Below are 25,802 nucleotides of genomic sequence, written 5' to 3'. Positions count from 1 at the left end.
GCCCCCGCCCCCGCTCGCCGCCCCCGGGGACGAGGGCCGGCAGCTGCCGCCCGCGTCGGCGCCGAACGCCGAGCTGGGGTCGCGCCCATGACGCTCCGATCGCCGCGGGTGCTCGTGATCGACGATCACCGCCTGGTCGCCTCCTCGCTCGTGCTCGCCCTGGCCGAGCGGGGCCTGGACCCGCATCTGTGCCCGGTCACCGGGACCGCGGAGATCCTGCGGTTCGCCGAACAGACGGCGCCCGCGGTCGTGCTGCTGGACCTCGAGCTGGGGCTCGAGCCGGACGGTGGGCAGGTCGACGAGCTCGCCGTCGTGCGGACCTGCCACGCCCGCCGGTGGGTCACGCTGATCGTCAGCGCGAGCACCGACTCGCGGCGGGTGGCCGCGGCGATCGCGGCGGGCGCGGCCGGCTTCGTCTCGAAGTCGGCGCCCCTGACCGAGATGCTGGACGTGGTGTGCGCGGCCGCGGCGGGCCACCCCGTGCTGACCCCGGCCGAGCGCGCCGGCTGGCTCGACATCGACCGGCGGGCCCGTGCGGCCGAGCGACGCGACCAGGCCCGCCTGAAGCGACTGACCGCGCGCGAGCGGCAGGTGCTCGAGCGGCTTGCGCGCGGCGAGCGGGCGGCGGCGATCGCGGAGGAGTTCGTCGTGTCCGTGACCACCGTGCGCAGTCAGATCCGGTCGATCCTGACCAAGCTCGAGGTCAACAGCCAACTGGAGGCCGCCGCGATCCTGCGCCATGACGAACCGGCGCCGGCGCCGGTGGTGGAGCTGTGGCGCCGGCGTCTGGGCTGACGGCCCGCCGAGCAGGTTCCACCCGTTAACGGTCACCGCCCGCCTCCCGACCTCTTCGAGGGAGCGCGCGAGACGGTGTGCAGACACAGCCCGCTCAGGGGGTGAGCGTTCGTGAGGTCACGGCTCGGAGTCGGCCCACCGCTGCCGCATCCGGCGCGCGGCCGGCCGGCGCCGGATCCCGCGGCGCCGCTGCCGCGCGGGGCGGTCGACGTGGTCGCGACGCCCGACCCGGGTCCGGTGCTGCTGCGGTCCTGGGACGAGCTGGTGGGCCGGACGCCGGGAACCGACGTCACCCAGCTGTCGGCGTGGTCGCGGGTGCGCCGGCTGGCCGGCTTCGCGCCGATCCACCTGCTGGCGCGCCGGGACGGCGAGCTCGTCGGCGGGGCGCAGATCCTCGTCCGGCGGCTGCCGCTGCTGGGCGGCGTCGGATACCTGCCCTACGGCCCGATCATCGCTCCCGGTGTCGCGGACCGGCCGGAGATCCGCCGCGCGCTCGCCGCCGCGCTGGCCCGGCTGGGCCGGCGCCGGCTGCGGATCCTGTTCGTGCAGCCGCCCGAGGGCGCCGAGGACGTGAGCGCGGACCTGCTCGAGCTCGGGTTCCGGCCGTCCACGGCGGGCATCGCGCCGCCCGGCTCCCTCCACGTCGACCTGACCGAGGACCTGGCGACCATTCGGGGCCGGTTCGGCAAGCGGTTGAAGTCGTGGACGAACCGCTGGGAGTCCCGTGGGGTCTCGGTGCGGCCAGGTGACGAGCGGGACCTGCCGCTGCTGCACGAGCTGATGACCCGCTCCGCCGAGCAGCAGGGCCACCCGGTCCTGCCCTACCGCTACGTCGAGGCCCTCTACCAGGAGTTGGCCCCGACCCACCATGCGGCGATCTTCGTGGGCGAGGTGCACGGCGCTCCGGTCGTGGCCGACCTGGTGACCCAGTGCGCGGGCATGGTGCGCGGCCGGCTCGGCGGCTTCGACCGCTCGGGCGACGCCTCCCGGCTCAGCGTCCCGGCCGCGGTGCGCTGGCAGATCATCCAGTGGGGCAAGGCCAGGGGCTACCGCTGGCTCGACTTCGGCGGCCTGCGACCGGCCACGTTGGAGGCACTGCTGGGCGGGGACGGGCCGCCCGCGGACGGCTGGGCCGGCGCGGACCAGCCGAAGCTGACGTTCGGCGGCACGGCGTTCCGCTACCCCCAGGCCGTCGAGATGATCAGACCAGCCGCGCTGCGGGCCGGTTACGACCTCGCCTGGCGCTCGGAGCGCGGCCGCCTGCTGCTCGACTCCGCGCGCACGCTGCTGCGCGGCGGCCGGCCCGAGGGCGGCCGGGGCCCGGCGGCCGGGGGAGGAGACCACACGTGAGGATCGTCTGTGTCGGCGGCGGCCCGGCGGGGCTGTACTTCGCCATCCTGGCCAAGCGGCGTTATCCGCAGCACGAGGTCACCCTCTCCGAACGCAACCCCGCGGGTGCCACGTACGGCTGGGGCGTCGTGTTCTGGGACGACTTCCTCGACGGCCTCTACCGCAACGACCCCGACAGCGCGCGCGAGATCCGCGAGTCCGCGGTGCTCTGGGAGGGGCAGGAAGTCCGGATGCGCGGGGAGCGGACCGCCTACCTCGGCGGTTACGGGTTCAGCATGAGCCGCCGGGGGCTACTGGAGATCCTCACCCGGCGCGCCCGGGCCCTCGGCGTGGACGTGCAGTTCGAGCGCGAGATCGGCGACCCCGCCGGGCTCGACGCCGATCTGATCGTCGCCTGCGACGGCGTCAACAGCGGCATCCGCGAACGGCATGCCGAGCACTTCGGGGCCGGTGTCGCGGTGGGCCGCAACAAGTACATCTGGCTCGGGACGCCGAAGGTGTTCGACTCGTTCGTGTTCGGCTTCGAGCAGACCCCCGCGGGATGGATCTGGTTCCACGCCTACCCGTCGACGACCGAGAACAGCACCTGCATCGTCGAGTGCACGCCGGAGACCTGGTCCGGCCTCGGGCTCGACGAGCTCGACCCGGACAAGGGCACCCAGGTGCTGGAGGAGATCTTCGCCGGGCCGCTCGACGGGCACCCGCTGATCAACCAGACGCGCAGCATGGGCGTGGTGCCCTGGCTGAACTTCCGGGAGATCAGCAACCGGACCTGGCGCCGGGACAACGTCGTCCTGATGGGCGACGCCGCGCACACCACGCACTTCACCATCGGTTCGGGCACCAAGCTGGCGGTCCAGGACGCGATCGGGCTCGCCGACGTGCTGCCCCTGCACGCCGAGGACCTGCCGCGGGCCCTGCAGAACTACGACGAACAGCGCCGGGCCGCGCTGCTGGCGGTACAGGACGCCGCGCACAGCAGCATGACGTGGTTCGAGCACGTCGACGTCCACATCGATCCCCACCGCGATCCCGATGCCGTCGAGTTCGCCTATTCGCTGTGGAAACGGCGCGGGCATTACCCCTTCTGGCGCTATCAGTTGCATCTGGCGACCCAGATCGGCCCATTGCGCCGGGCGCGGTCCTCGGTGAGTTCCGCCCGGCGGACGCTGCGCGCGCGCCGGCGCGGTGAACTCCCCGTACTGCACCCGTGACACGTGCCGAATGGTGCTTCCGCGGTGCGATCACATGCGTCGGCTTTACATCGGATCATTACGCTGGAGACGGGATGCGAGTTCCGACCGGAATGTGGTGATACCGATGACGCCGCACCGCAGGATCGCTGCACGATCGACCGGAACGGCGGTACTGGCCGCGGTGCTTCTCGCGCTCGCCGCCCTGTCCGGGTGCTCGACCGCCTCGGCACCGGGCCCGAGCGGCCCGCCGGGGAGCGCCGCCGTCCCGGCCCCGCCGTCGGGTGTCCCGTCCACCGTCGAGAACTGCACGACGACGCTGACCACCGTGGCCGCGGCGCAGGCCGCGCTCGACGCGGCGCTACCGGGCGAGAAGCTGTGCCTCACCGGCGGTCAGCTCAGCACCGCCGAGCTGACCATCACCCGCTCGGGCCGGCCGGACGCGCCGGTGCAGGTCGTCTCCGACGGCGCGGTGATCCGCGGCATCACCGTGCGGGCCGACAACGTCGTGATCTCCGGCCTCGCCACGAACGCCGGCAGCGGCATCACGCTGACCGGCACCGGGCTGACGGCCCGAGGCAACGCGGTCGCGAACGCAACCGACGACGGCATCCTCTGCAAGGCCTGCACGGACAGCCTCATCGAGTCCAACATGGTCGACCGGGCCGACGGGACCGGCATCCGGATCCAGGGCGACCGGGTCACGGTGCGCGCGAACACGGTCAGCGGCTCGGTGCGGATCAGGTCGCGGGACGCCGACGGGATGCGGTTCTTCGGTACCGACCTCGTCTTCGCCGACAACACGATCCGCGACATCAAGCAGATCGGCTACCCCCAGGGCCAGGAGCCGCACACCGACTGCTTCCAGACCTTCGACGACTCCAGCCCGCGCACCTACAACGTGACGATCTCCGGCAACCGGTGCACGAACGTCGACGCGCAGTGCCTGATCGGCACCGTCAGCAACCGCAACTACGTCGGGGCGCCTCCCGGCGCGCTCGCCATCCGCTTCGTCAACAACGTCTGCAACACCGGTGGCGCGCAGTCGGTGTACCTGGAGAGCTACCCGGACGTCGAGATCCGGAGCAACGCCTTCACCGGCGGGCAGCTCTTGCGGGCCGTGCTGGCCGTGAACGGGTCGACCAGGGTGACCGTCGCCGGCAACACCGTGGCCTCCGGCATCCCACCGGTCGAGGTCGACGACGAGTCCCGGGCGGGGTTCGTCGACTCCGGCAACACGTCGGGTTGACCGCGGGGCGGTCCGGGCGGCGAGCTCAGAGCCGGTCGACCCCCGCACCCGCCACCCGGTTGCGGGTGTCGAGCACCCGCTCGGCGTGGCGCTCGAGCAGGTCCCAGTCGACGGCGTCGTGGTCGGTCAGCACGACCACCACGTCCGCCTCGGTGAGCTCGCCCGGTTCGCACGCCACCATCTGCACGAACGCCGGAACCTCGGCCGCTGCGATCTGCGGGTCGACCGCGTGCAGGTCCGCCCCGAGGTCGGCCAGCCGCCGCGCGACGGCGACGGCCGGCGACTGCCGGGCGTCCCCGGAGTTGCGCTTGTAGGACAGGCCGATGAGCAGCACCCGGCTGCCGTTGACGGCCAGCCGCTTGCGGTTCAGGTGCTCCACCACCCGGGAGACGATGTAGCTGGGCATGTTCTCGTTGACGTCGTTGGCGATCTCGACGAAGCGGAACGTGCGGCCCAGCGCCCGCCGCACCTGCCAGGACAGGTAGGACGGGTCGATGGGCAGGCAGTGCCCGCCGACGCCGGGACCCGGGGTGAACTTCATGAACCCGAACGGTTTCGTCGCCGCCATGTCGATCACCGACCAGACGTCGATGCCCAGCTCGTGGCAGTAGATGGCCAGCTCGTTGACCAGGGCGATGTTGACGTGCCGGAACGTGTTCTCCAGCAGCTTCGCCAGCTCCGCCTCGCGCACCGCGGGGGCCGGCACGGTCCGCTCCACCAGGTCGTCGTAGAACGCCCGCACCGCGGCCGCCGCCGCCTCGTCGATCCCGGAGACGATCTTCGGTGTGTTGCGCAGGCCCCAGGACGGGTTGTTCGGGTCGATGCGTTCCGGGCTGTAGCCGACGTGGAAGTCCGGCCCGGCCCGCAGCCCCGACCCGACCTCCAGGATCGGAAGGAAGATCTCCTCGGTGGTCCCCGGGTATGTCGTCGACTCCAGCACCACACAGCAGCCGGGCGTCACGTGCGGGGCGAGGAACCGGGCCGCGTCGGCGATGTAGCTCAGGTCCGGGGCGCCGTCGCGCAACGGCGTCGGCACGCAGACCACAGCGGTGCCGAACCCGGCCAGGTCGGCCGTGTCGGCGGTCGGATGGAAGTGTCCGGACCCGAGTGCGGCGGCCAGCTCGGCGTCGGAGATGTCGTCGACGAAGCTCTCCGCGCGGCGCAGCCGGTCGATGCGGCTCTTGTCCACATCGAAACCCACGACGCGGTACCCGACCTCGACCGCACGCACCGCGAGCGGCAACCCCACATAGCCCTGGCCGACCACCACCACCCGGCCCCGATCCGTGACTGTCATGGCATCGCTCCTCGCTGGTCTCAGCAGAAGTACCGGTAGAGCAGGCCGCCCGCCTGTGCGGTGATCTCGTCGGGGACCGAGTCGTCGGTGAGCAGGCGGGTGAGCCCGGACAGCGCGGCGCCGAGCTCGCGGTGTCCCGGACGCGGCTCGGCGGCGCCGGCGGCCAGGGTGAGCAGCGGGCGCTCGGTGGTCGCCCACTTCCGCTTGTAGGCCACCAGTCCCGGCTGGTCGAGGTCGCTGAGCCCCCAGTCGACGAGATCGAGGCCCCAGCGGACACCGCAGCGGATCGCGGCCCAGTAGACGGCGTCGTTGGGGCGCAGGTGCAGGTGCTCCGGCAGCGAGGCGCCGAACTTGTAGTAGAGGACCCCGCCCCACTCGACGAACAGCGCGCCGGCGATCACCTCGCCGGCCACCGTGGCCAGCAGGGTGACGACCCGGCCGGGGGAGAACTCCTGCCAGATCCGCTCGAAGAACTCCAGCGGCTGGGCGAGCAGCCGGTACTTGTGCTTGCGCAGTCGCACGTGCAGCCGATGGAACTCGGCCACCGCCGCGAGATCGGGTCGGACGTCGACGCGCACCCCGGCGCGGGCCGCGGCCCCGATGTTGCGCCGCGCCTGGGAGCTGATCCGCCGGTGCAGGTCGTCGAGGCCGGTGTCCAGTGGCGTGCCGTGCCAGGCGGCCTCGCCGGTGACCCGCAGGCGCGGGTCCGACGCCGCCGGGGAACCCGCGAGGCAGCGCAGCGTGTACGGGCGCCCGCCGAGCCCGGCCGCGGAGAACAGCGCGGCCCACGTGGACTCGTCGGCGACCAGTGGATCGGCGCGGTCGGAGAACGGCAGGCTCGACAGCCGGGTGCCGCGGGCGTCGTCGAGGGTCACCCAGGCCAGGCCGCCGACCGGTTCCCCGCGGCCGTCGACGGCGATGCGCGCCTCGGGCGTGAAGCCGTAGGTCCGGCACACCGCGGCGATCCACGGCGGCGAGGTGAACACGCTGCCGTGCGGCCCGTCGGCGAGCCGGCGCCAGGACGGGTCCGTGACGGGGTCCACCGCAACGGTCGCGCAGGTGATCACGGGAGGAGCTCGAAGGCACGGGGAGCGGCGACCCGCCGCACCGCGGTCTGCAGCGTCGCGAGCAGGTCGGAGACGGTGACGGCACCGGCGTCGCGGTGCAGGACCAGCCCGCGGGCGGCAAGCTCCTGGGCGAGCTCGCGCTGGTGGTCGTCGTTCGACTCGCCGTAGCGCGCGAACCGGTCGACCATGATCGCGAAGCGGCCGGCCGCGAGGTTGGCCAGCGCCGACCCGCCGCCGGCGTGGCTGACCACGATGTCGGCCCGGGCCAGCGCGTCCCACAGATCGGCGGCCGGCAGGAACGGCGTCGCCGTCAGCGGCAGATCGCCCACCGGTGTTCCACCGGTCTGCCAGAGCACCTCGACCGGCAGCCCGGTGGCCTGCTCCAGATCCCCGCCCGCGGCCAGCGTCTTCGACAGTGGGACGACAAGGCGCCGGAACGGGAACTCGGTGGCCGTGCCCAGGGTGACGACGACCCGGATCCGGTCGCCGAGGCGCGGCTGCCTCGGCGCCGGCTCGTAGACGTCGAACCCGTTGCCGCCGTAGTGCCAGTGCGCGTCGCTCCAGTGCCGGTACTGGGTGTAGGTGCGCACCCGCGGCACCCGGCGCAGGATGCGGCCGGTCATCGACGGGCCGCCGACCCGGGCCGCGCTCTCGATGTAGTGGCACGCGACCCCGCGTGCGGCGAGGTAGGGCAGGTAGCCGAGCGCGATCCCGGAACCGGTCGACACCGCGCGGGTGATACCCCGGCGGCGCAGCAGCGCATGCGCATGCGGCAGGCAGCGCAGCACCCCGCGAACGTCCCGGACGCCGACGTAGGGGACGTACTCGACCTCGCGGCCGGCCAGCATCGACAGGCTCTGCTCGTTCTCGTGCGTCACCCACAGCGAGTCCGGGTCCCGCGGGATCCGCTCGGCCAGGCCGCTCAGCTGGGTGAGATGGCCCCCGGTGGTGGCCAGGAACAGCGTGGTCATCGGGCCCCACCTCCGCGCAGCAGCGCCGGGACCGTGCGCAGCAGGATCCCCATGTCCGACCAGAACGTCCGCTGTCGCACGTAGCGCGCGTCGAGCCGCAGCATGTCGAGGGTGCCGAGCCGGCTGCGGCCGCTGACCTGCCACAACCCGGTCAGGCCCGGCGGCACCGTGAACCGGGACGCGAACTCGGGTGGGAACATCTCGGCCTCCCATTCGAGGCAGGGCCGGGGACCCACCAGGGCCATGTCCCCGCGGACCACGTTGAACAGCTGCGGCAGCTCGTCGAAGCTGGTGCGGCGCAACAGGTTTCCGGTCCGGGTGACCCGCGGGTCCCGGTTCAGCTTCGAGCTGCCGTCCTCGCAGGTGTCCTCGCCGCGCAGCTCGCGGGCGATCAACTCGCGCAGCGCCGCGTCATCGCCGCCGAGGCGCATGGTGCGGAACTTCAGCAGCGTGAACACCCGGCCGTGCTGCCCGACCCGCCGTTGCCGGAACAGCACGGGCCCACCGCCCTCCAGCCGGATCGCACACGCGATGAACAGCATCGGGAGCAGCACGATCACGATCAGCAGTACGGCAAGGACGACGTCGACCGTGCGGCGCGCCAGCGCCGCCGGCCCGGTCAGGTCGGGGCTTCCCGGTCCGTCCGCGATCGCGGAGGTCTCACCCGTGTCGTGGCTCACGACCCCTCCCGACCGTCATCGCGAGCATGGCGAAGATCAGGTCGCCGGTTCCGCGCTGCTCGAGATGGGGGTCGATGACCGTCACGATCAGCAGCACCCACCACACGATGTACAGCGCCGCCGCGTAGGCCCCCGGCATCGCCGCACGGACGGCGGTCCCGCGCAGGTGGCGCAGGACCACGACGGTCAGCCAGGCGAACCCGGCCAGCAGCGGCAGCCCGCCGATCCAGAGGAAGTACAGGTAGCCGTTCTCCAGGTAGATGACGTCGCGCCAGGTCTCCGGGGCCTGCAGGACCGGGTTCGGTGCCACCCCGATCGCGATGTGCAACGGGTCGAACCGGGGAAGGAAGAAGTTCGACAGGTTGTCGATGCGTCCCAGCCAGCTGACCGGCAGCCCGGTGCCCTGGAACTCCCCGATGCGGGCGATCACGGCCGGCGCCCCGACCAGGCACACCACCACCGCCGCAGGCAGCAGCCGTACCACCCGGGGGCGCAGCCGCGGGTACCGGCGCAGCAGCATCCAGCCGGCCACCACGGCGCAGATCCAGATGCTGTACTGGCCGGCGGCCAGCACCCCGGTGCCCAGGATCAGCCCCAGGGCCAGGCCCTCCCGCCGGCCGAGCCGGCCGCGCATCGACAGGATGATCAGCAGCACCAGGCTGATGACGATGTAGTCCCCGGTGGCGATGGGCGAGGCCAGGGTCGCGGACCCGCGCTCGGTGATCGCCTGCGGGTCGTCCCCGGGCGAGGCCCAGTAGGTCTCCAGGAGCGAGACGACGGGCCCGAAGTTCAGCGTCTGCAGGATGGCGATGACCGCCAGCGCTGCGCCCGGCCACACGATCACCCGCGACATCCGGACCATCTGGTCCTCGGACACCACGGCGAGCCGGACCAGCAGGTAGAGCCCGACGAGCTTGCAGACCGGCAGGATCGCCGCGTAGTCGGAGGACTGCGGCATCTGCCCCTGCAGCATGTACGACACCAGCGGCCACACCGTCGACAGCAGCAGGAACGCCAGCAGCGGGCGGTCCACCGGGTGCCAGCGCCACTCGATCCGCTCGCCCCGCAGGTAGCGCACGTAGTAGCCCACCGCGGCGCCCAGCGTGAGCAGGGCGAGCAGCCCCTCACTGGGCCGGACCAGCGGGATGAGGGTGCCGCGGTCGATCCCGCCGAGGAAGGGCAGCGTCGCCATGTAGGCGTAGACGGCGAAGACCGGCCGGTACGCCGTCAGGGCGACGAGCTCCAGGCAGGCCAGCCCGGCGAGGATCCCCCAGGCGCCGACCGAGGGCAGGACCACCATGACGGCCCCGACCAGCACGGTGGCCAGCGCGGCGACCAGCACCAGCAGGGTGCCCGAGCGCCGGCGCCGGGCCGGCGGCGCGGGGGGCGCCGTCGCGGGGAGCAGGTCGGCGGTCATGCCGCACCCCGCACCAGGTGCCGCCCGGTGTACCGCACGACGCCGACGTAGACCGCCAGCGCGACCGCACCGCACGCGGACAGCAGGGCCAGGATGCCCAGCCGGCCCGGCTGGGCGGCGGCCAGCGCCCACCAGCCCAGCGCCACGACGGGCAGCATCGAGGCCCCCGCCAGCGCGACCCGGCCGAGCTGATGGGGCTCCACCACGGCGTGCGGGCGGAGCGCGGCCCGGATCCGGCCCAGCACGATCACGGCGGCGGCGAGCTCACCTGCGAGCAGGGCGCCGACCAGCCCGACGAGCCGCGGGCCGGCGGCAGGCAGCAGCAACGCCGCCCCCGCGGTGGCCAGCGTGACCGCCAGCGCCGCCCCGGCGGCCAGCCGCGGCCCGCGGTCGGTGAGCCGGGCGAACAGTGCCTGCTGGCCCAGGTCGTGCAGGCCACCCACCAACTGCGCGAACGCGACGACGGTCAGGCACGCGGCGAGCTGGGAGATCAGGACGGCGTTGCGCAGCTCCCCGTTGGCGAGCAGATCGGCGGTCGGCCAGGCGAACGCCGCCAGCAGGATCAGGCCGGGCAGGCCGGCCAGCAGGGCATAGAGCAGGCCGGTGCGCCAGGCCGCGGCGAACGGCCCGCGGTCGGGCAGCCGGGCCGCGGCGGCGAGACCCGGCAGCGCGGCCATCGAGACGGCCCGCCCGCCCAGATAGGACAGCGCGTAGAACACCGAATACGACAGCTGCACGACGAGCACCCCCCCGCGCACCGTGGTGGCCAGCGCGAGCAGCGCGTACATCGCGGACGTGGGGCACGCGGCCACCCACATCGACCGCACGATGCGGCGCACGACGTCGACGGCGTCGGGATCCCGGCGCCAGTCCAGCGTCGGGCGGGCGACCATACCGAGCCGGGCCGCCCCGAACAGCTGGATCCCGGCGTGCGCGACGACGGACAGCGTCGAGCCCACCCCCAGCAGCACGATCATGTCCATCGGCACCGCGCCGGCCTCCAGCCCGGCCCCGTACACGGCGCCGGCGAGCAGCACGGTGACGATCAGACCCAGGTTCTCCACGGCGGGTGCCGCGGCGGCCAGCGCGAACCGCTGCCGGGCCTGCAGCGCGGCGACCCCCAGCGCGGCCACCGTGTAGAGCACGATCTGCGGGGCGACGAACAGGACCAGCACGACGGTGAGGCGGAACGCGCGCTCCCGGACCGCCGGGTCGGGGATGCCCACGGTCAGCGTCCAGGCCACCGCCGGCGACAGCAGCGCCAGCACGACGGCGACCACGGCGGAGATGGCCAGCAGGACCCCGCCCACCCGGGCGAGGGTGCGGGCCGCGTGCCCGGTGCCGTGCACCGCCGCGACCCGCACGACCGTCGGTACGACGACCATGGCCAGCACCGGACCGGCGATGACCGTGTAGACCAGGTTGGGCACCACGTAGCCGGACTGAAAGCTGTTCGCGAAGTAGGTGGGGCCCAGCACGGCACCGATCACCAACACGCGCAACAGCCCGGTCACCCGGCTGACCAGCGTCCATCCCGCGACGGTGACCGAGCTGCGGGCGGGGTCGCGGGGAGTCTCGTTCATCACCGTCGCCGATTCACTCATCGGGCCACCCGGCCTCGCGGTCACGACCGGCGGGGTGCACGACCTCGCGGACCCGGTGCCGCAGCCGCTGCGTGCGACCTGCGGTCCGGGACAGCAGCCGGTAGGCCGGGGACAGCTTGAACCGGAACATCCGTGGCGAGTCCGCGCCGTGCACGCCCACCCGGTCCACGGCGAAGCGACCGCCTTCCCGGGCGACGGCGAAGCCGACGTCGTACCCGGCGGCCGCCACTGCGTGCCGCGCGGCCTCGTCGAAGGTGCCGTACGGGTAGGCGAACGCCCGGGGCGCCACCCCGGTCACCGCCGCCAGTTCCGCACGTGCCGCCGCGACCTGCCGGTGCAGGGCGGCCCCGTCCAGCCCGGCGAGCCGGGTGTGGTCGAAGCCGTGCACACCCAGCTCGACGCCGTCCCCGCACAGCTGGGTCAGCTCCGCCGCCGCAGCGAGCCGCTCACCGGTGTAGCCGGGGGTCCAGCGCGCCCGGCCGCCGAGCAGACCCGGGCACACGAACAGCACCGCCGGCACGCCCGCCGCGGCGAGCACCGGCGCCGCGACCCGCCCCACGGACTCGTGGCCGTCGTCGATGGTGACCAGGAACGAGCGCCGCGGGGTGGGCCGCCCGGCGAGCCCGGCGAGGTAGTCGTCCAGGCTCAACGCCCGCCAGCCGCGCCGGCGCAGGTCCTCGAGCTGCGCGGCGAAGGCCTGCCGGCTGACGAACAGGCCCTTGGGATCGCCGCCGGCCGGGGCGTCGCCGAAGAAGTGGTACATCAGCACCCGCGGCGCCTGCCGGGGCAGTCGTGGCCGCGGCGCCGGGCGGAGCAACGTCAACCGCCCGGTGTGCAGGAGGGTCCGGGTGGACATCGGTCGGGGCCTGCGCCGGCGCCGGCTCAGCGCCGGGTCCAACGCCGCGCCAGCAGCGCCGCGGCCACCACCGCGACGAGCAGCCCGCCCAGCGCGCCCAGGCCGGCGGCCAGCGGCGGCCGGAAGCCGACCGGGTCGGGGACCGAGTACGCCGGGACGACGATCTGGGACAGCGGGCCCGTCGCGTCGGCACCGGTGCCGGTGGCGTTGATGCTGGTGTTGAGCGCATCCAGCTGGGCCTTGATCGCGGCTGCCTGGTCGGTGAGGGCCTGGTTGGTCGTGCCCGCCGGCAGCGCCGCGATCTGCGCGGCGACCGCCGCCTGCTGGGCGGTCAGGTACTGCCGCGTCCCCAGTTCCCCGAAGTGCCCGGCGATGTTCAGGTAGCTCTTCGCCACGGCGTCGGCGATGGCGGTCGCGGTGGTCCGGTTGCGGTCGTGGGCCTCGATGGTGATGAAGTCACTGCCCTCGACGATCGTCGCGGTGACCTTCTTGCCGAGGTCCTCGACGGTCATGCCGTTGGCGGCGGCGACCGGCTCGAGCACGGCGCGGCTGGTCATCAGCACGGCCTGGGTCGTGAGGTTGCGGTCCTCGCGCAGGAAGCCCGTGGACTGCTCGTTCTGGACCTTGTACATCACCTCGACGCGCGAGGCGTACGTCGGCGGCAGCAGCAGCGACGTCGTGACCGAGGCACCGGCACCGAGCACGACCAGCAGCAGGCCGAGCAGCACGAGCCGGAACCACTCCCGGCCGGTCAGCGACCGCCGGGGCGGGGGCGCCGGCGGCTCACCGGCGGCGAGGGTGCCGGCCGGCGCCCAGGGCGCCTCCTCGACCGGCTCGGCCCGCCGCGGCGGCGCGACGACCGGATCGATGGTCTCCCCGGCGCGCCCGTGGCCGTTGGCCGGACCGGGATCGACGGCGGGTTGTACGGTCGGCGAGTCCGCGGCGAGCTTCCGCCGGACCGCCTCGGCGACCGTCTCCCGCTGGTCGGTCGCACTCTTCTTCACCATTGGGCACCTCGAACCGTGTCGCACACCAGATCGATCTGGAAGTGATCGAGCGTCGGATGGATGGGGAGGGAGAGGATGCGGTCCGCCGCCGCCTCGACGACCGGGAGCCGCTCTCCGTAGGTGGCGAACGCCGGCTGCCGGTTACACGGAACGGGGTAGTGCACACCCCATCCGATGCCCGCCGCGTCGAGCGCCGCGGTGACGGCCGCCCGGTCCGGCACCTGCACCACGGCGAGGTGGTGGACGGGTTGGGCCGCGGGCGCGACGGTGACCGGGACGCACCACACCGGCAGGTTCGTGCGGTAACGACGCATCACCGCGGCCCGCGCGCGGTTCGCATCGTCGAGTCCGGACAGTTTCACCCGCAGCACCGCCGCCTGCAGGCTGTCGAGCCGGCTGTTGCGCCCGGACACCTCGTGCCGGTGCCGGTCGACCGGCGACCGGCCGTGGTCGGCCAGCCGGCGGATCCGGGAGGCGAGGGCGGGATCGCCGGTCACGACGGCACCGCCGTCGCCGAGCGCGCCCAGGTTCTTGCCCGGATAGAAGCTGAACGCCGCGGCGGCCCCGGCGCTCCCGGCCCGCACCCCCGCGAAGCGGGCCCCGTGCGCCTGTGCGGCGTCCTCGACGAGGGCGAGGCCGTGCCGGTCGGCCACCGCGCGCAGCGCCGGCATGTCGGCCATCTGTCCGAAGAGGTGCACGGCGATGATCGCGGCCGTCCGCGGGGTCACCGCGGCGGCGGCCAGGTCCGGGTCGATCAGCAGCGTGTCCGGCGCGACGTCGACGAACCGTGGGCGGGCCCCCACGGTGCACACCGCCTCTGCGGTGGCCACGAACGTGTTGGCCGGCACGATCACCTCGTCGCCCGGACCGATGCCCAGTCCGGTCAGGATCAGCTCGAGCGCGTCGGTGCCGTTGGCGACCCCGACGCAGTGCGCCGCGCCGCAGTAGGCGGCGAACTCGGCCTCGAAGGCGGCCACCTCGGGACCGCCCACGAAGTACCCGCTGGCGAGCACCGCCTTCCAGGCCACGTCCAGTTGGTCGTGCAGCCGGTCGTGCTGTCCGACGAGGTCGAGGAACTCCACGGTGCGGCGCGGCGCGGTCATGAGGCCGCCCGGCTGCTCGGGACCAGCACCGGCGCGACGCCCGGAGCCCCGAACACGGGCGAGGACTGCCCGGTGGCGATCGCGCGGTCGGTCGCGGCCAGCACCCGCACGACCTCCAGGCCGCGCTCGCCCGGCGTGTCGGGCTGTCTACCGGTGCGGATGCACTCCACGAAGTGGCCGTCCTGGATCATCAGCGGCTCGCGGAACGGCACGTACGGCGAGGTGATGTCGCCGGTCCGGTAGCTGACCGGCATGTCCCCGGTCGCCTGCGCGTCGTCCGCACCGGCCGGGTCCACGCCGATGTCGTAGATGCGGATCCGCTCGTTGTCCGACAAGTCGTCGTAGATCGCCATCTTCTGCTCGCCGACCACCGTCGTGCGCCGCACCTTGTTCGGGTTGAGCCAACTGACGTGTACGAATGCGTGCGTGGTCGGGAAGTCCAGACGCAGGTAGGCGACGTCGGCATGGCGCCGGCCGATGTTGCGGCAGGCCCATACCGCAGTGGACACAGGAAGCTCGTCGAGCAGATAGGAGGCGATCGAGATGTCGTGCGGCGCGAGGTCCCAGATGACGTTGACGTCGCGCTGGTACTGACCCAGGTTCAGGCGCGCCGCGTCGATGTAGAGAATCCGGCCCAGTACGCCGGAGCGGATGATGTCGCGGAGCCTGCGGACCGCGGGGTTGTATTCGAAGGTGTGCCCCACCATGAGTTGCGCGCCGTGCCGGGCCGCGGTCGCGACCAGGGCCTCGGCATCGGGGACCGAGGTCGCCATCGGCTTCTCGACGAGGACGTGGCGGCCGGCGCCGAGGGCCCGGTTCGCGATCGGGAAGTGCGTCGACGGCGGTGTCGCGACGACGACCGCGTCGACGTCGTCGATCACGTGCCCGAGGTGGGCTGCTGTGCGGACGGTGGGACACCGCGCCGCGGCGTCGCGAAGTCGCTCCGGGCTGATGTCCACCACGGTGACCGAGACGTCCGGCATGGAACTGAGAACGCGGACGTGCTTGCTCCCCCAGTAGCCGTACCCCATCACTGCGATTCGCGTTCTCGCTCGTTCGTCCATTGTGCTTCCCCCAGAGCTCGCGCAGTCCTCGGAACAAAGTGGTCGCGCACCCGCGGAACAAGATCGAAGGGATGCCGACCGACGAGGAATCCCTAGGTAGGATCGTTTTGATGCCGAGCGGAGTTACGCATCGGCGCTGGAAGATTCTCTATGAAATCGTCCGGCGCCGAATGGGCCAATGGTTTAGAACGCGTGCGCATTTTTATGGGTCCACGTGGCCCCGGCATGAAGAACCGGTTGAATTCGGACTTTTCACCCGGGCGTCCGGGGCGGGTCCGGGGCGCGGGTCCGGTGGTACACGATGCGTACATGGCCGAGCCGCACGAACTGACCGCCCTGGAGCAGGCCGCGGCGCTGCGCCGCCGCGAGCTGAGCGCGCACGAGCTCGTCGAGCACACGCTGAGCCGCATCGACGCACTCGACGCCACCCTCGGCGCGTTCGTCACGCTGACCCCGGACCGGGCGCTCGAGGCGGCCCGCGAAGCGGACCGGCGGCTCGCCGCCGGCTCCGGTGACGACCTGCCGCCGCTGCTCGGCGTGCCCACCGCCATCAAGGACCTGGCGATGACCGCCGGGGTCCGCACGACCTTCGGCTCGCCGGTCTATGCGAACTTCGTCCCCGACGTCGACGACGACGCCGCCCGGTTGCTGCGCGAGGCCGGCGCGATCAGCGTGGGCAAGACCTCGACCCCGGAGTTCGGGCTGCCGCCCTACACCGAGCCCGCGGGCCGGCCGCCCGCGGTGACGCCGTGGGACACCACGCGGCTGGCCGGCGGCTCCTCCGGCGGCGCCGGTGCGGCGGTGGCGGGCGGGCTGGTCGCGTTCGCGCACGGCACCGACGGCGGCGGGTCGATCCGGATCCCGGCCGCGGCCTGCGGGCTGGTCGGGCTCAAGACCACCCGGGGGCTGGTGTCGCGCGGCCCGCTGGGCGGCGACCCGCTGGGCATGTCGGTGTCCGGTCCGCTGGCCCGCACGGTCGCCGACGCGGCGGCGATGCTCGACGTGCTGGCCGTCGCGGTGCCCGGTGAGGCCTACCCGGCCGCGCCGCTGCCGGCGGGGGAGACCTACGCGGGCCACGTCGAGCGGGCCGCGCCGGGACGGCTGCGGATCGGTCGCTACCGGACTCCGCCGGTGCCCGGCGCCGAGGTCGATCCGGCCTGCATCGCCGGCTACGAGCGGACCTCGGAGCTGCTGGCCGGGCTGGGGCACGACGTCGTCGAGTTCGACCCGGGGATCAGTCCCGAGTTCCTGCCCGCCTTCGAGACGCTGTGGGCGGTGCTCGCGCACGCCCACCCGGTGCCGGCCGAGGCGGAGCCGCTGCTCGCCCCGCTGACCCGGTGGTGGCGCGACCGCGGCAGTGCGATCAGCGCCCCCGAGTACCTGGCCGCGACGCAGGCCGCGCTCGGGGTGACGCGGACCGTCGTCGGGGCCCAGGCCGACGCGGACACCGGCGTGGACGTCGTGCTCACCCCGGCCCTCGCGCAACTGCCGCGCCCGGTCGGCTGGTTCACCGCCGGGGGCGACCCGGCCGAGGACTTCGAGCGGCAGAAGCGGTTCACCCCGTTCACCGCGACCTACAACATCACCGGCCAGCCCGCGCTCAGCCTTCCGGTCGGCTGGGGCCGGGACGCGACGGCCCCGAACGGTCCGGAGCTGCCGGTGGCCGTGCAGCTCGTCGGCCGGCCCGGCGCCGACGCGCTGTTGCTCGAGCTGGCCGCGCAGCTCGAGGCGGCCGCGCAGTGGTGTGATCGGCGACCGCCGACCTGGTGAGTCGCACCAGGCGCTCATCGGATAGCTTTGGGTCGTGAGCGTGGTGCAGACGGTGCTGCTGTTCGTCGTGCCGCCCGTGGCGTTGTACCTGCTGATCGTCCTGCTGGTGGTCGGGCCCAAGATGGCGCGGCGGCCCCGGTACCGGGCCGGTCAGCCCTGGACGTACGAGCCCATGTGGTGGACCGCGAACCCGGAGGGTGCGGGGCTTGCGCCTGCGCACGACGAGCCCGGGGCGGATGCGGCTTCGGCCGCTGGTCGGGGAGGTGCCCGTGGCAACTGGTGAGCACGGCGGACACGGCGCGCTGGCCGAGGTCAACCCCGACGACCTGCCCCAGGGCGCGGTCGTCACCACGTCCGGGCGCGTGTCGCGGGCCGAGGTGTTCCGGGAGCCGTCGAAGGCCGACCAGCCGTTCAGCCCGGTCCAGCTCTCCCGCCTCGACGAGGCACTGACGATGGCGAGCCGCGAGACGGGCCTGCGCTTCAGCGTCTACCTGGGCGATCTGGGCGGCAAGCCCGACGAGCGGGCCGCCGAACTGCACGGCCGGCTCCCCGGTTCCGCCGAAGCCGTGCTGGTGGCCGTCGACCCGGAGCACCGGGTCGTCGACGTGGTGACCGGCCCGGAGGCGCGGCTGCGGCTCCCGGACCGCGGCGCCAAGCTGGCCGTGATGAGCATGGTGGCGTCCTTCCGGGAGAGTGACCTGGTGGGCGGGCTGCTCAGCGGTCTGCGCATGCTCGCGGATCAGGCGGGTGGGCGGGCCCGCACGCAGTGACCCGATCGTGCGCAGCGCGCTACGGGGTGTATCGCTAGCCCATATGGTGGACGCATGTGCGCCGAAGGCCCGCGCCGTGCTGCGATGAGGGGCTCCAACCCTCACCATCCACACATCGTCGACTGTCGGCGAGAGCGTCTCGCGTCGAGTGGACGACCGCGCCCATGACTGATTCACGACAGATCCCCGAGGCCGACAAGGTCGCGGAGCAGCCGCTCCGAGACCTCGCCACGCCCGTCTTCATCGTCGACGACCACGCGCTCGTCGGGACCGCACTGGCACGCAGCCTGCACGACGAGGGCATGCACGCGAAGCACTGCCGGGCCGGTTCCACCGAGGGAATCCTCGCCGAGGCCGCCGCGCTGACCCCCGGGCTCGCGCTGCTCGATCTGGACCTCGGCCGCGACGCCGAGGGCAACCGGATCGACGGCGCCGACCTGATCGAGCCGCTGCGGGCGTCCGGCTGGCGGGTTCTGGTGCTCTCCGGGAGTGCCGACCACGGGCGCATCGGTGCCACGCTCGACGCCGGGGCGCTGGCCTGGGTGCCCAAGCACGCCCCGTTCCCCACCCTGCTGCGCGCCGTCCGCGAGGCCGCGGCCGGGCGGGAGGTCATGTCGCCGGCACGCCGCCGGCAGTTCATCGACCTGCACCACCGGCGGCTGGCCGAGAGCCGGGAGCTCACCGAGAAGCTGGCCCGGCTCACCCAGCGCGAGCGCGAGGTGCTCGCCGAACTCGCCCGGGGCCGCCGCGCGCAGGCCGTCGCCGATCTGTTCGTGGTCTCGCTCGCCACCGTGCGCACGCAGATCCGGGCCGTCCTGACCAAGCTCGAGGTCGGCTCCCAACTCGAAGCCGTCGCGCTGTACCGCAAGGCACACCGCAGGTGACCCGGCCGGCCGCCCGCGGTGGAGCCGGCGCCGCCGCGGGGCAGCGCCGGCTCGCGGCGCGGTGGGCCTCCCGCCGCGCCATCGACACCGTGGTCACGGCGGGGGTGTGCGCGGTGGCCGCCGTGGTGTTCGGCGCCCCGTCCGTCCTGGACGTCCTCGACCCGGTGCTGACCGGGCAGATCCTGACGCTGGCGGCCGCGGCCGTCGGCGCCGGGGCCGCGATCCTCGCGGTGGTTGCGTCGCGGCTGCTCGGCGACCCGCGGCCGGGCTGGATCGCCTCCGCGCTCATCCTGTACTGCGTCGTCGTGCTGCCCTGGAGCGCGGCGTCGCCCACCGACCTCGACCTCGCGCACCGCGCGTCCCGGCTGGTGGCCTACCTGACCGCGCTCGTGCTGCTGCTGCTCTCGATCCGCCCGCCGCGGGCGCTCGGGTCCTGGGGTGGCTGGGTGGTCATGTTCGGCGGCGGCCTGCTCGCCGTGGCCGCGCTGAACACGCCGGACGTCGGCCCCGCCCGAGTGCTCGTCGAGGGCCCGATGATCACGATCGCGGTGCTGGTCGGCTGGACGGCGACGGCGGTCGCGTTCGTCGTCGACGGCGTCGCCCGGCAGAGCACCCCGCGGTCGCGGTTCGGGCTGGGACTGGTCGTGCTCGCCGTCGCCCAGCTCTACCGGGTCGGGGTGGGCCTCCCGGGCGCCGGCGGGAACCTGGTGTTCGCCGTGCTGCGGCTGATCGGTCTCGTCGTCGTCCTGGTCGGGCTGGCCCAGCTCGTGCAGCGCGCGCTGAGCGCCCTGCGGTCCCAGCAGTGGGAGCAGCAGGAGGAGCTCGCGGCGGCGGCGCTGCACATGGAGCGCGCGACCGAGCTCGCTGCTGAACGCGACCACGAGCTGCGCAACGGGCTGGCGGGGCTCGCCGGGATCACCCACCTGCTCAGCTCCGAGCCCGATTCGGAGGACCACGAGCGCCTCAAACAGGCCGTGCTGGCCGAGCTCGGGCGACTGCACCTGATCCTGGACGGCGCCGGTATCGATGGCGGCGGGGGCGAGGCGTTCGACGACGGCGCGCCCCAGGAGTACGAGGTCGAGCCGGTACTCGCCGGGCTCGCCGCGCTGCGGCGGTCGCGCGACGCCGCGGTCGACCTGGAGGTCGAGCCGGGGCTGGCCGCCCGCGGCCACTCCGCGGTGCTCGCCCAGGTCGTCACGAACCTGCTCGCGAACTGCGACCGGCACGCCCCCGGGACCCCGGTCACGATCCGGGCCCGCTCCGCGGACGGCGCCGTCGCGGTCGAGGTGCGCGACCGCGGACCCGGCCTGGCCTCCGGCGGCGAGGAGGCGGTGTTCGCGCGCGGGGTGCGCGACGAGGCCGCCGGTGGCTGCGGGCTCGGGCTGCACATCAGCCGGCAGCTGGTCGACCGTGAGGGCGGCACCCTCGAGCTACGCACCGTGTCCGACCCGCCCGGCTGCCTCGCCGTGATCACCCTGCCGCCGGTGGGCGCCCCCGTGCCATCGGTCACCGACAGTCTCGGTCGGTGACAGCACCCCCCTTCGGTGCTGCCGGTTCATCATTTTCGGCGATGCCGAGCACCTCCGTTTCGTCCCATACTGTGTTCGTCAGGGGCGATGACTCCTCGGAGACTCCTCGGACGAGGAAGGTGGGGACCCAGATGGGCGATGCGGCATCGCGGCGGTCACGCAAGGCCGGCCCGTCCGTGCTGACCCCGCCGGCCGGGCTGCCCGTCCAGCGCGACGTCCACGCGGCCGTCCCGGCCCAGCGGGACGGTTCGCCCGACCAGGTACCGGCGCAGCCGCCGGCACCCCCCGCGCCGCAGGCGCGGTCGGCCACGACGTGCACCTGCGGACACGAACGGGAGACCCACGAGCACCTGCGGCCGGGCAGCGACTGCGGAGCCTGCGGAGCGACGGTGTGCTCGGCCTACCACCCGCGCAGCGGGCGGATCCGCCGGGCGCTGCGCCGGATCGGGCTGCTCGCAGACTGACCGGGACCGGCCCTGCGGGTATCACCCTGCGGGTATCAGGACCCGCCGCGCTCCCCGAGACGGCGGCGCCGGGCCCGGCGCTCGGCCGCCCACTCGATGACCAGCGCCGAACCGAGCACCATCGCGACGGCTGTGCAGAACCCGCCCACGGTGTCGGTGGGGTAGTGGATGTCCCCGGCGACCAGTGCGATCGCCATCCCGGTGCCCGCGACGAGCGCACCGGCCGCCAGCAGCGCAGCCCCGGCCCGTGGGCCCGGCCGGACCAGGCTGATCACCAGCAGCGCGGTGACCAGGCCCAGTGAGGTCGCCCCGCCGGTGTGCCCGCTGGGGTAGGCGAGCCCGCCGTCGATGGTCCGCCCGATCGCCGGCTTGAGCAGCGTGGTCGCGACCCCGGTGAGGCCCGGCCCCACGATCGCCAGGATGGCGATCCGCCACCGGCGCAGCGCCAGGCAGATCCCGGTCAGCAGCGTCGCGAGCACGATGACCGGCAGCGGGTTGCCGATCAGGGTGGCGTCGCGCCACGTCCGCTCCGAGTCCCCGGTCCACAGCGACACCAGCGCCTGCAGCCTGCCGTCCAGCCGGCCGCTCATCGAGTCGCCTGCGTAACGCACGGCCAGCACCGTGAAGACCAGCGCCGCCACGACCACCACGATCGCGGCCGGGCGGCGCAGTGCGGCAGGTAACGCGGACCGTTCGGCAGCGGACGGAGTGGTCACCACGCGGCCACGCTACCGCCGCCGCCGGGCACCGGTCATCGCTCAAGGATGGGGATGTCCTGTGAACCTAGGACCGGTCGAACTCCCGCGCCGCGAGCGCCCGGACGATCCCGGCCCGGCCCTCGGAGACCAACCGGCGCAGGGCCGGCGGGTGCGACTCGTCGGCGAGCCAGGTGTCGGCGGCGTCGACCGTCGCCTTGTCCACGGCCCACGACGGGAACAGGCCCAGCACCACCGGCTGTGCCCGCTCGCTGGTCCGCCGGTTCCACACACCGGCCACGTCGGAGAAGTAGCGCTCCACGTACGGCGCCAGCAGCGCCCGCTGCGACGGGTGGCTGAACCCGGAGATGATCGCCTCGTTCACCGCGTTCGGCAGGTCGTCGTCGTGCACCGCGCGGTCCCACGCCCGGGCCTTGGCCTCCGGGGTGGGGATCAGCGCACGGGCCCGCTCGGCCTGCCGCTGCCCGGTCGCCGTCGGGTCGCGCTGCGACTCCTCGTCGATCTCGGTCTCCGAGGCGGCTCCGTGTGCGGCGAGCGCCTGCAGCAGCCGCCAGCGCAGGTCGGTGTCCATGGTCAGCCCCTCGGGCACGTCGACATCGAGCAGCCAGCCCTTCATCCGGTCCAGCGTGGCCCGGTCCAGCACGCTCCCGGCCAGCGCGTTGACCGTCGCGAGCTGGGCGTCCGAACCGGGCTTGGCGGTGTCCAGCCGGAACCGCAGCGCGTCGACCAGCAACGGCCAGCCGCGCTCGGCCGCCCACTGCTCGTCGGCGTAGGAGGACAGCGCCGTCTGGGCCTGCAGCAGCAGCCGCTGCACGACGCCGATCTCGGACTCCGAGCCGAACCCGCCGGCGACCAGCGTGGCGAAGTCGCGGGCCTTGAGCTCGGCCTCCCGGGTCATCTCCCAGGCCGCCGACCAGCACAGCGTGCGCGGCAGCGGGTCGGCGATGTCCCCGATCCGGTCGACCAGCACGGCGAGCGAGTCCGGGTCGAGGCGCAGCGCGCAGTAGGTGAGGTCGTCGTCGTTGACCAGGATCAGCTTGCCCCGCGCCGTTCCGACGAGGTCGGGGACCTCGGTGCGCTCACCGGTGACGTCGACCTCCACCCGATGGGTGCGGACCAGCTTGGACCCGGACCCCTCCCGGTCGGGGTTGTCGTCGTCGTAGATGCCGACGGCGATGCGGTGGGTCCGGAACTCGCCCGCGCCCGGGCGGGCGCCGCCCTGGACCACCTCGAACCGGGTGAACCGGCCCTGGTCGTCGACGTCGAAGGACGGGCGCAGCATGTTGAGCCCGGTGGTCTTGAGCCACTGCTCGCCCCAGCCGGAGAGGTCGCGGCCCGAGGCCTCCTCCAGCGCGCCGATCAGATCGGCGAACGTCGCGTTGCCCCAGGCGTGGGCGGCGAAGTAGCTGCGCAGCCCGGCCAGGAACGGCTCCAGGCCGACGTAGGCGACGAGCTGCTTGAGCACCGACGCACCCTTGGCGTAGGTGATCCCGTCGAAGTTGACCTCGACGGCCTGCAGGTCCGGGATGTCCGCGGCGATGGGGTGCGTCGAGGGCAGCTGGTCCTGGCGATAGGCCCAGGACTTCTCCACGTTGGCGAAGGTCGTCCAGGCCTGCGCGTACTCGGTGGCCTCGGCCTGGCACAGCACCGACGCCCAGGTCGCGAACGACTCGTTGAGCCACAGGTCGTCCCACCAGCGCATGGTGACCAGGTCGCCGAACCACATGTGCGCCATCTCGTGCAGCACGGTCTCGGCGCGCCGCTCGTACATGAACCGGGTGACCCGGGAGCGGAAGACGTAGTCCTCCAGGAACGTCACCGCGCCGGCGTTCTCCATCGCGCCGGCGTTGAACTCGGGGACGAACAGCTGGTCGTACTTGCCGAACGGGTACCGCACGCCGAAGTTGCGGTGGTAGAAGTCGAAGCCCTGCTTGGTCTCGGTGAACAGCCGGTCGGCGTCCATGTACTCGGCCAGCGAGGCGCGGCAGTAGATGCCGAGCGGGATCCCGTCGTGGGTGTCGCGCCACTCGGCGTACGGGCCGGCGATCAGCGCCACCAGGTAGGTGGACATGATCTCGCTGGGCGCGAACCGGTGCCGCGCCGCGCCGCCCGTCCCCTCGCCGGTCTCCTCGATGACCGCGTTGGAGACGACCTTCCAGTCCGCCGCCGCGGTCACGTTCAGCTGGTAGCGCGCCTTGAGGTCGGGCTGGTCGAAGCACGCGAACATGCGCTTGGCGTCGGCGGTCTCGAACTGGCTGTAGAGGTACACGCCGCCGTCGACCGGGTCGGCGAAGCGGTGCAGGCCCTCGCCGGTGTTCATGTACCGGCCGGTGGCGACGACCGTCAGCTCGTTCTCGGCGGCGAGACCGGGCAGCGGGATGCCGTCCTCCTCGCGGTAGCCGGAGACGTCCAGCGGGGTGCCGTTGAGCGTCGCGGACTCGACCCCGGCGCCGACGAAGTCGATCCAGCTGTCGGCGCCGGGCTCCCGGCACTCGAAGCGGACCGTCGTCGTCGTCGCGAAGGTGGCGTCGCCGGGCTTGCCGCTGCCGTCGGTGAGGTCGAGATCGACGGTGTAGTCGGAGACCTTCAGCAGCGCGGCGCGCTGCTCGGCGTCGGTACGGGTCAGGTTGGGCGGGGCCACGAATCTCCTCAGTGCTCCTCGGCAGAGCGGCTCGGCGCTGCTCGGTGCTGATTGGCGGGCGGTTCACCAGCGCGGAGGCAGCCGATCCAACCACGAGCGCGGATCGGGTGCCGCGGAAAATCCCCCCGGCCGGGCCGAGATGCGGGGAACAGCACGGTCCCGCATCGTGTTGCCCATCGTAGGAGTGCGTCCACGGGGGGCGCGCAACCATGATCGGAGAGCACGTGAGCAGCACCGAGAAGGCCCCGTCCCGCGTCGACCTGTGGTTCGACCCGCTCTGTCCGTGGGCCTGGCTGACCTCCCGCTGGATCCTCGAGGTCCGCGAGGTGCGCGATATCGAGTTGAACTTCCATGTCATGAGCCTTGCCGTGCTGAACGAGGGCCGGGATCTCCCGGAGAACTACCGTGCGCTGATGGAGAAGGCGTGGGGCCCGGTGCGGGTCTGCATCGCCGCCGCCCGTGAGCGCGGCCCGGAGATCCTCGAGCCGCTCTACACGGCGCTGGGTACCCGTATCCACAACGGCGGCAACAAGGACTTCGACGTCGTCGTCAAGGAGGCGCTGGCCGAGCTCGACCTGCCGGCGTCGCTTGCCGACGCCGCGAGCAGCACCGAGTACGACGAGGAGCTGCGCGAGAGCCACCACCGCGGCATGGACCCGGTCGGCCTGGACGTGGGCACCCCGACCATCCACGTCGACGGCGTCGCCTTCTTCGGCCCGGTCATCTCGAAGGTCCCGACGGGTGAGCAGGCCGGTCGCTTGTTCGACGGCGCGCGGCTGCTTGCCGAGTACCCGCACTTCTTCGAGCTGAAGCGGACCCGGACCGAGGACCCGACCTTCGACTGAGCCGGTCCGCCCGGACACGCCACGAACGGCACCGCCGCCCACACCTGGTGGGCGGCGGTGCCGTTCGTGATGTCCGGGGCGTTCCCCCGGGGTCTCAGTACCGTGCGATGACCGCGTCGCGCAGCACGCCGGTCTCCAGTTCCATCTCCCGCACACGGTGCTTCACCAGGTCGCCGATGCTGACCATCCCGATCAGGCTGCCGTTGTCGACGACCGGGAGGTGCCGGTAGCGGCCCCGGGTCATCAGCGCCATGGCGTTGGCGACGGTCTCGTCCGGCGCACACGTGACGACGTGGTGGGTCATCACATCGTCGATCTTCATGTTCAGCAGTTCGCTGCCGTGACGGCCGAGACCCCGGATGATGTCGCGCTCGGAGATGATCCCGCAGATCTTGCGATCGGCGTCGCACGCCAGAATGGCGCCGATGCCGTGCGTGTTGAGTCGATTGACCGCTTCGGCTACCGTGGTCCACGGCAGGGCGGTATGTACAGTTCGGCCCTTCACATTGAGGATGTCCGCAATCTTCATC

24 protein-coding genes are annotated in these 25,802 nt (G+C 73.1%); 11 read left to right on the top strand and 13 right to left on the bottom strand.

The window, feature by feature from the left end:
• Nucleotides 1-87: 87 nt before the first annotated feature.
• From HF526_RS23640 to HF526_RS23625, 4 genes are all read left to right on the top strand, one after another.
• The gene (locus tag HF526_RS23640; RefSeq protein WP_169383754.1) at nucleotides 88-795 is read left to right on the top strand and encodes a LuxR C-terminal-related transcriptional regulator; all 708 of its coding nucleotides are present in this window, start codon (nucleotides 88-90) and stop codon (nucleotides 793-795) included.
• A 111-nt stretch (nucleotides 796-906) separates the two neighbouring features.
• Nucleotides 907-2,145: a GNAT family N-acetyltransferase gene (locus tag HF526_RS37070; RefSeq protein WP_169383753.1), complete on the top strand. Its 1,239-nt coding sequence runs from the start codon at nucleotides 907-909 to the stop codon at nucleotides 2,143-2,145.
• A complete protein-coding gene (locus HF526_RS23630; protein ID WP_169383752.1) occupies nucleotides 2,142-3,359 on the top strand; it encodes an FAD-dependent monooxygenase in 1,218 nt (405 codons plus the stop codon). Before HF526_RS37070 ends, HF526_RS23630 begins: the two co-directional genes overlap by 4 nt.
• A gap of 106 nt (nucleotides 3,360-3,465) precedes the next feature.
• A complete protein-coding gene (locus tag HF526_RS23625; RefSeq protein WP_169383751.1) occupies nucleotides 3,466-4,587 on the top strand; it encodes a right-handed parallel beta-helix repeat-containing protein in 1,122 nt (373 codons plus the stop codon).
• 25 nt (nucleotides 4,588-4,612) lie between these two features.
• Here HF526_RS23625 and HF526_RS23620 read toward each other — a convergent pair whose 3' ends face one another.
• The 10 genes from HF526_RS23620 to HF526_RS23575 are packed head-to-tail and all read right to left on the bottom strand — an operon-like array spanning nucleotide 4,613 to nucleotide 15,620.
• A complete protein-coding gene (locus tag HF526_RS23620) occupies nucleotides 4,613-5,884 on the bottom strand; it encodes a nucleotide sugar dehydrogenase (protein ID WP_169383750.1) in 1,272 nt (423 codons plus the stop codon).
• Between the two features lie 20 nt (nucleotides 5,885-5,904).
• On the bottom strand, nucleotides 5,905-6,927 hold the full coding sequence (locus tag HF526_RS37065; RefSeq protein WP_169383749.1) for a GNAT family N-acetyltransferase: 1,023 nt from the start codon (nucleotides 6,925-6,927) through the stop codon (nucleotides 5,905-5,907).
• A gap of 20 nt (nucleotides 6,928-6,947) precedes the next feature.
• Nucleotides 6,948-7,922 (bottom strand): glycosyltransferase, encoded by a 975-nt coding sequence (locus HF526_RS23610; RefSeq protein WP_169383748.1) that lies wholly within the window; start codon nucleotides 7,920-7,922, stop codon nucleotides 6,948-6,950.
• Entirely contained in the window at nucleotides 7,919-8,602 is a 684-nt protein-coding gene (locus HF526_RS23605) for a sugar transferase (protein WP_338051695.1), read from the bottom strand. Before HF526_RS23605 ends, HF526_RS23610 begins: the two co-directional genes overlap by 4 nt.
• Complete coding sequence (locus tag HF526_RS23600; RefSeq protein ID WP_169383747.1) at nucleotides 8,583-10,019, bottom strand: hypothetical protein; 1,437 nt, start codon at nucleotides 10,017-10,019, stop codon at nucleotides 8,583-8,585. Before HF526_RS23600 ends, HF526_RS23605 begins: the two co-directional genes overlap by 20 nt.
• Nucleotides 10,016-11,623 (bottom strand): lipid II flippase MurJ, encoded by a 1,608-nt coding sequence (locus HF526_RS23595; protein WP_169383746.1) that lies wholly within the window; start codon nucleotides 11,621-11,623, stop codon nucleotides 10,016-10,018. The genes HF526_RS23600 and HF526_RS23595 overlap by 4 nt, the downstream gene beginning before the upstream one ends.
• The gene (locus HF526_RS23590) at nucleotides 11,616-12,479 is read right to left on the bottom strand and encodes a polysaccharide deacetylase family protein (protein ID WP_169383745.1); all 864 of its coding nucleotides are present in this window, start codon (nucleotides 12,477-12,479) and stop codon (nucleotides 11,616-11,618) included. The genes HF526_RS23595 and HF526_RS23590 overlap by 8 nt, the downstream gene beginning before the upstream one ends.
• Before the next feature lie 26 nt (nucleotides 12,480-12,505).
• Nucleotides 12,506-13,483, bottom strand: a complete 978-nt coding sequence (locus HF526_RS23585; RefSeq protein WP_169383744.1) for a YveK family protein — start codon at nucleotides 13,481-13,483, stop codon at nucleotides 12,506-12,508.
• Nucleotides 13,480-14,589 carry a DegT/DnrJ/EryC1/StrS family aminotransferase gene (locus HF526_RS23580; RefSeq protein WP_169383743.1) on the bottom strand — a complete coding sequence of 370 codons (1,110 nt, stop codon included), beginning with the start codon at nucleotides 14,587-14,589 and terminating at the stop codon, nucleotides 13,480-13,482. Before HF526_RS23580 ends, HF526_RS23585 begins: the two co-directional genes overlap by 4 nt.
• A complete protein-coding gene (locus HF526_RS23575) occupies nucleotides 14,586-15,620 on the bottom strand; it encodes a Gfo/Idh/MocA family protein (protein ID WP_169383742.1) in 1,035 nt (344 codons plus the stop codon). The genes HF526_RS23580 and HF526_RS23575 overlap by 4 nt, the downstream gene beginning before the upstream one ends.
• A 342-nt stretch (nucleotides 15,621-15,962) precedes the next feature.
• Between HF526_RS23575 and HF526_RS23570 the strand changes: the two genes are divergently transcribed.
• The 6 genes from HF526_RS23570 to HF526_RS23545 all read left to right on the top strand — a co-directional run bounded on the left by HF526_RS23570 (nucleotide 15,963) and on the right by HF526_RS23545 (nucleotide 21,070).
• A complete protein-coding gene (locus HF526_RS23570; RefSeq protein WP_169383741.1) occupies nucleotides 15,963-17,423 on the top strand; it encodes an amidase in 1,461 nt (486 codons plus the stop codon).
• 34 nt (nucleotides 17,424-17,457) lie between these two features.
• On the top strand, nucleotides 17,458-17,706 hold the full coding sequence (gene ctaJ, locus HF526_RS23565; RefSeq protein WP_169383740.1) for an aa3-type cytochrome oxidase subunit CtaJ: 249 nt from the start codon (nucleotides 17,458-17,460) through the stop codon (nucleotides 17,704-17,706).
• Nucleotides 17,693-18,193 carry a DUF5130 family protein gene (locus HF526_RS23560; RefSeq protein ID WP_338051694.1) on the top strand — a complete coding sequence of 167 codons (501 nt, stop codon included), beginning with the start codon at nucleotides 17,693-17,695 and terminating at the stop codon, nucleotides 18,191-18,193. Before ctaJ ends, HF526_RS23560 begins: the two co-directional genes overlap by 14 nt.
• A gap of 164 nt (nucleotides 18,194-18,357) precedes the next feature.
• The gene (locus tag HF526_RS23555; protein ID WP_169383738.1) at nucleotides 18,358-19,077 is read left to right on the top strand and encodes a response regulator transcription factor; all 720 of its coding nucleotides are present in this window, start codon (nucleotides 18,358-18,360) and stop codon (nucleotides 19,075-19,077) included.
• Nucleotides 19,074-20,606, top strand: a complete 1,533-nt coding sequence (locus HF526_RS37060) for an ATP-binding protein (protein WP_169383737.1) — start codon at nucleotides 19,074-19,076, stop codon at nucleotides 20,604-20,606. The genes HF526_RS23555 and HF526_RS37060 overlap by 4 nt, the downstream gene beginning before the upstream one ends.
• Before the next feature lie 131 nt (nucleotides 20,607-20,737).
• Nucleotides 20,738-21,070: a hypothetical protein gene (locus tag HF526_RS23545; RefSeq protein WP_169383736.1), complete on the top strand. Its 333-nt coding sequence runs from the start codon at nucleotides 20,738-20,740 to the stop codon at nucleotides 21,068-21,070.
• A gap of 35 nt (nucleotides 21,071-21,105) precedes the next feature.
• Here the strand turns inward: HF526_RS23545 and HF526_RS23540 are convergent, their stop codons facing one another.
• Both HF526_RS23540 and pepN read right to left on the bottom strand, forming a co-directional pair.
• On the bottom strand, nucleotides 21,106-21,789 hold the full coding sequence (locus HF526_RS23540) for a phosphatase PAP2 family protein (protein ID WP_169383735.1): 684 nt from the start codon (nucleotides 21,787-21,789) through the stop codon (nucleotides 21,106-21,108).
• 64 nt (nucleotides 21,790-21,853) lie between these two features.
• Nucleotides 21,854-24,427 carry an aminopeptidase N gene (gene pepN / locus HF526_RS23535; protein WP_169383734.1) on the bottom strand — a complete coding sequence of 858 codons (2,574 nt, stop codon included), beginning with the start codon at nucleotides 24,425-24,427 and terminating at the stop codon, nucleotides 21,854-21,856.
• A 209-nt stretch (nucleotides 24,428-24,636) separates the two neighbouring features.
• Between pepN and HF526_RS23530 the strand changes: the two genes are divergently transcribed.
• Nucleotides 24,637-25,272, top strand: coding sequence for a mycothiol-dependent nitroreductase Rv2466c family protein (locus tag HF526_RS23530; protein ID WP_169383733.1), 636 nt, complete (start codon nucleotides 24,637-24,639; stop codon nucleotides 25,270-25,272).
• Between the two features lie 94 nt (nucleotides 25,273-25,366).
• Here the strand turns inward: HF526_RS23530 and HF526_RS23525 are convergent, their stop codons facing one another.
• Nucleotides 25,367-25,801 carry a CBS domain-containing protein gene (locus tag HF526_RS23525; protein WP_169383732.1) on the bottom strand — a complete coding sequence of 145 codons (435 nt, stop codon included), beginning with the start codon at nucleotides 25,799-25,801 and terminating at the stop codon, nucleotides 25,367-25,369.
• Between the last annotated feature and the right edge of the window lies 1 nt (nucleotide 25,802).

The sequence above is a fragment of the Pseudonocardia acidicola genome, from assembly GCF_012911935.1.
GTDB lineage: Bacteria > Actinomycetota > Actinomycetes > Mycobacteriales > Pseudonocardiaceae > Pseudonocardia > Pseudonocardia acidicola.
The sequence above is the reverse complement of the archived record's forward strand: the minus strand, read 5'-3'. Positions and strand labels throughout refer to the sequence as shown.

What these genes read in the sequence shown, in the direction of transcription:
- HF526_RS23545 (WP_169383736.1), top strand. Translation starts at nt 20,738, where the DNA reads ATGGGCGATGCGGCATCGCGGCGGTCACGCAAGGCCGGCCCGTCCGTG.
- HF526_RS23610 (WP_169383748.1), bottom strand. Translation starts at nt 7,922, where the DNA reads ATGACCACGCTGTTCCTGGCCACCACCGGGGGCCATCTCACCCAGCTG.
- HF526_RS23590 (WP_169383745.1), bottom strand. Translation starts at nt 12,479, where the DNA reads ATGTCCACCCGGACCCTCCTGCACACCGGGCGGTTGACGTTGCTCCGC.
- HF526_RS23595 (WP_169383746.1), bottom strand. Translation starts at nt 11,623, where the DNA reads ATGAGTGAATCGGCGACGGTGATGAACGAGACTCCCCGCGACCCCGCC.
- HF526_RS23555 (WP_169383738.1), top strand. Translation starts at nt 18,358, where the DNA reads ATGACTGATTCACGACAGATCCCCGAGGCCGACAAGGTCGCGGAGCAG.
- HF526_RS23530 (WP_169383733.1), top strand. Translation starts at nt 24,637, where the DNA reads ATGATCGGAGAGCACGTGAGCAGCACCGAGAAGGCCCCGTCCCGCGTC.
- HF526_RS23575 (WP_169383742.1), bottom strand. Translation starts at nt 15,620, where the DNA reads ATGGGGTACGGCTACTGGGGGAGCAAGCACGTCCGCGTTCTCAGTTCC.
- HF526_RS23525 (WP_169383732.1), bottom strand. Translation starts at nt 25,801, where the DNA reads ATGAAGATTGCGGACATCCTCAATGTGAAGGGCCGAACTGTACATACC.
- HF526_RS23580 (WP_169383743.1), bottom strand. Translation starts at nt 14,589, where the DNA reads ATGACCGCGCCGCGCCGCACCGTGGAGTTCCTCGACCTCGTCGGACAG.
- HF526_RS23620 (WP_169383750.1), bottom strand. Translation starts at nt 5,884, where the DNA reads ATGACAGTCACGGATCGGGGCCGGGTGGTGGTGGTCGGCCAGGGCTAT.
- HF526_RS23600 (WP_169383747.1), bottom strand. Translation starts at nt 10,019, where the DNA reads ATGACCGCCGACCTGCTCCCCGCGACGGCGCCCCCCGCGCCGCCGGCC.
- HF526_RS23640 (WP_169383754.1), top strand. Translation starts at nt 88, where the DNA reads ATGACGCTCCGATCGCCGCGGGTGCTCGTGATCGACGATCACCGCCTG.
- HF526_RS23570 (WP_169383741.1), top strand. Translation starts at nt 15,963, where the DNA reads ATGGCCGAGCCGCACGAACTGACCGCCCTGGAGCAGGCCGCGGCGCTG.
- HF526_RS23625 (WP_169383751.1), top strand. Translation starts at nt 3,466, where the DNA reads ATGACGCCGCACCGCAGGATCGCTGCACGATCGACCGGAACGGCGGTA.